This window comes from Aeromonas popoffii (genome assembly GCF_000820025.1).
GTDB classification, from domain to species: Bacteria; Pseudomonadota; Gammaproteobacteria; order Enterobacterales; family Aeromonadaceae; genus Aeromonas; species Aeromonas popoffii.
Genome location: NZ_CDBI01000088.1, coordinates 1 through 3,942 on the forward strand (window position 1 = coordinate 1; position 3,942 = coordinate 3,942).

At 57.6% G+C, this 3,942-nt stretch carries 4 protein-coding genes; all 4 read left to right on the plus strand.

Annotated elements, in window-relative coordinates; all coding sequences use genetic code 11:
* Positions 1–1,024, plus strand: a 1,024-nt coding sequence (csy1, locus tag BN1129_RS18710; RefSeq protein ID WP_042038594.1) for a type I-F CRISPR-associated protein Csy1, incomplete at its 5' end; no start/stop codon positions are given.
* On the plus strand, positions 1,021–1,995 hold the full coding sequence (gene csy2, locus BN1129_RS18715; protein ID WP_042038625.1) for a type I-F CRISPR-associated protein Csy2: 975 nt from the start codon (positions 1,021–1,023) through the stop codon (positions 1,993–1,995). The genes csy1 and csy2, both read left to right, overlap by 4 nt.
* Positions 1,996–2,009: 14 nt before the next feature.
* Positions 2,010–3,044, plus strand: coding sequence for a type I-F CRISPR-associated protein Csy3 (gene csy3, locus BN1129_RS18720; RefSeq protein ID WP_042038595.1), 1,035 nt, complete (start codon positions 2,010–2,012; stop codon positions 3,042–3,044).
* Positions 3,045–3,053: 9 nt separating this feature from the next.
* Positions 3,054–3,605: a type I-F CRISPR-associated endoribonuclease Cas6/Csy4 gene (gene cas6f / locus BN1129_RS18725; protein ID WP_042038596.1), complete on the plus strand. Its 552-nt coding sequence runs from the start codon at positions 3,054–3,056 to the stop codon at positions 3,603–3,605.
* Positions 3,606–3,942 lie beyond the last annotated feature (337 nt).

Consider the following 3,942-nt stretch of genomic DNA (forward strand, 5'->3'; position numbering starts at 1 on the left):
GGGGATTGGGGCTAGAGTCGAGGGGCTGACGGGGGGAGAGTATCTCTCGACCGCCAGCCTGACTGCGCCGGTTATCGATGTGATCGGCAACGCGGCGGCCCTCGATGTGGCCAATCTGTTGCTGCTCGAAGCTGACGGCAAACGGCTGGTGGATCTGATCCAGGATGGCGATACCTCCTCCCTCGTCGCCTTCACCAAAGATAAGGTTCAGCTGGAGGCGTGGTGTGATGGACTCTCCCAGGCCCTGGTCGGTGGCACATTGACTACTCACACCCTGGCCAAGCAGACCTACTTTCCCGTGGATAGGGGATACCACCTGCTGAGCCCCCTCTTTGCCAGCTCGCTGTGTCATGCCTTGTACCAACGCATCGATCAGTCTCGCTTCGGGGATGAGGCGAAGGCGGCGCGCGAGGCTCGCCGTAAAAACGAGTTTTCCGATCTGACTGTCATGGACTTTCCCCATCTGGCGGAGCAGCACTTTGGCGGCACCAAACCCCAAAATGTCTCTCTGCTGAACAGTAAACGCTATGGCCGCGCCTATCTGTTGAGCTGCCAACCTCCTGCGTGGCAAGACCGGCTTACGGCGCCCGAGAGCCAAGAGCACTTCTGGATACGCTACGAGTATCGGGCTGTGACCACTCTCGGTGAGCTGAGCCGTTTTCTCAAATCAGTGGTGCAGGCAGACAATAACGCCGCCATCAAACAGCGCCGAGCTGGGCTGGTGGATGACTTGATGGGGGCGCTACTCCACTACGGCGCCGAGCTGCGTACCCTGCCTGCGGGCTGGAGCAGGGCGATGACCGAGCCGATGAGTGAGGCATTTTGTCGCTGGCTCGATCCCATTGACGGCCAGACACTCTCCGATGAAGAGGCCAATCAGATAGCTCTGGAATTTGGTCGCCGACTCAATCGGCGGCTGCAAAAGAGATTGGCCCATATCGGAGATGCTGAGCTGCATGTCTGGCGTCGTCAGCTGGCGCGTCAACTGCGTTTGTTGCAACAGGATCTGGAGGAATGGGCATGAAATCGACCCTGCTGCTTCGCCACCTCAAGGTGGAAAATGCCAATGCTATCAGTGGGCTGACCTATGGCTTTCCGGCCATCAGCCATTTTTTGGGTTTCACTCACGCTTTGTCCCGCCGCCTTGAGCAGGCCTTCGGACTGACACTGGGGGGCTGCGCAGTCATCGCTCATCACACCGGGTTACAGAGTCAGCCGCTTGGCAACCGCCGTGAGCAGGTCTTTGCTCTGACGCGCAACCCTTTGACCAAAGAGGGGAAGACGGCTCCCTTTAATGAAGAGGGGCGTGTGCACCTCGACATCAGCCTGTTGATTGAGTGTGATTTTGACGCCGACCAGCTACCTAAAAAGGGCGCGCTGGATCAACGAGTCCGAGAGCTTCAAGCTTGGTTTGAACGCACCGTGCCGACCCTGCGCTTGGCCGGGGGAACTATCACTAGCCTTGAGCTGGTGCAGTGGCGCGAGCGTTATGAGGAGCGCGAGCTACGCCGCTTGTGTATGGGCTTGCTACCGGGCTTTGCCCTGGTCTGCCGTCATGACCTGTTAACCCTTCACCATCAACAGCGGTCCAGCACCGAGACTGGGGGGGAGTTGCTCGACAGCCTGCTCGATTTTGTCACCCTGCGCCACCAGGCTCAGCAAGATGAAGCCGGTGTGGTGAGCTGGCAACAACTGGCCAAACCGGCGTCCGGTTATCTGGTACCACTGGCCGTGGGTTACCAAGGCATCTCCTCCCTCCATGAACCGGGTTCTGTTCCCAGCAGCCGCGATAAGGAGACCCCTTTTCGGTTTGTGGAGTCCATCTACACCTTGGGTCAGTGGGTCAGCCCACATCGCATCCAAAATCTCGATACCCTGTTATGGCGCTATCGCCATCAGGACCCCTATTACCTCTGTGAGAATCGTTATCAAGCCCCGGAGTCGGAGTGGGACGAGAACGACGCAGAACCGTTTATGGCAAATGACCTCTTCTGATAAGGAACTTCATCATGGCAAAAGCAACAATCAAAACCGCCTCTGTCCTGGCTTTCGAGCGCAAGCTCGCCAACTCGGATGCTCAACTCTATGCCGGCCACTGGCAAGATCGTGACGATCCCTTCGCCCAATGGCATCCCATCACACTTCAGGAGAAGGCGGTGCGCGGCACCATCTCCAACCGTCTGAAGAAAGCTACTGCCGAAGACTCGGCCAAGCTCGATAACGAGATCCAGAAACCCAATCTGCAGCGGGTCGATGTGGCGACGCTGCCCTTCGATGCCGATACCCTGCGGGTCAGTTTTACCCTGCGCGTGTTGGGCAACCTGGCCCAGCCCTCGGCCTGTAACGATCAGGCTTATCAAGCGGTACTGGGAGAGAAGATCGGCGGCTATGTACGCGAACACCAGTTCCATGAGCTGGCTGCCCGCTATGCCGAGAACTTGGCCAATGGCCGCTTCCTGTGGCGCAACAGAGTTGGGGCCGAAGCAGTGGAAGTGCGCATCAGTCAGTTGGAACAAGGTTCGGCTAAGCAGTGCTGGGTCTTTGATGCCCTGAACTTCAACCTGCGCATCTTTACCAAGCCAGAAGGCGCGATGGCCGAACTGGCCGAAGTAATCCGACAAGGGCTGCTTGGCAACGACTTCGCGCTGTTAAGTGTCGAGGCATTTGTTCGTCTAGGGGCCGGTCAGGAAGTGTTCCCTTCTCAGGAATTGGTGCTCGACCAGAGTGGTGGCAAAGAGGGGAAAAAGAGCAAGTACCTCTACCAGGTGGATGGCATTGCCGCGATGCACTCCCAGAAAATTGGCAACGCCCTACGCACCATCGACACCTGGTACCCTGGTTCAGAGGAACTGGGGCCGATCGCAGTAGAGCCGTATGGTTCGGTCACTAGCCGTGGCACTGCCTATCGCCAGCCCAAGGAGAAGCTCGACTTTTATAACCTGCTCGATGGTTGGATGCTGAAAGACAATGTTCCATCAGTGGAGCAGCAGCACTACGTGATAGCGACCCTGGTGCGCGGCGGCGTCTTCGGCGAGGCAGACTAAGGAGCACCTATGGATCACTACCTTGATATTCGGGTACTGCCCGATCCCGAATTTGGCCAGGTGGAGTTGCTTAATGCCCTCTATGCCAAACTGCATCGGGTGCTCCCCTCCCTGACCCAGGGTAGGGTAGGGGTCAGCTTTCCTGGCCATAAGCGCACGCTTGGGGAGTGCTTGCGTCTGCACGGCTCCCTGGCCGACTTGCTTAACCTCACTGAGGTGAATTGGTTGCAAGGGATGCGTGATTATATCCATATCGGTGAGCCTGCCCCGGTGCCTCAGGGGACCAGTTTTCGGGTTGTCAGGAGGGTGCAGGCCAAGAGTGCTCGCAACAAGCGCCTCCGTTCTGTGGCAAAAGGTTGGTTGACCGAAGAGGAGGCGCTAGTGCGTATCCCTGATACTCAGCAGAAAGTGATGGCACTCCCTTATGCCGAGATGCACAGTCTCTCCACTGGTAGCAGGATGCGCCTCTATATCGAGCACGGCCCCTTGCTCGATAAGCCGGTGGCGGGTGGGTTTAACGCATATGGGTTAAGTGCTATGGCCACAATCCCCTGGTTCTGACCCTTTTTTTGAGGGTGTAGCTAACTCATTGATCTTTCGATGTGTTCTACGCCCTTATTGCAACAGGGTCTGATAGCCATTCCCAGACAAGCTCTTTAACAATCAGTAAGATAGCTTTAGATTACAACACCTCGCTGCCGCACAGGCAGCTCAGAAGGCATAAGAAAGCTGGGGTGGAACTGCGTTACCCCTCGCTGCCGCACAGGCAGCTCAGAAGTGAGCACCGCCTTTGAATCGGCGGGTTCTGCCCCTCGCTGCCGCACAGGCAGCTCAGAAGCAGGAGTGGAACGCATGAGCGCCCCCCAGACCCCTCGCTGCCGCACAGGCAGCTCAGAAG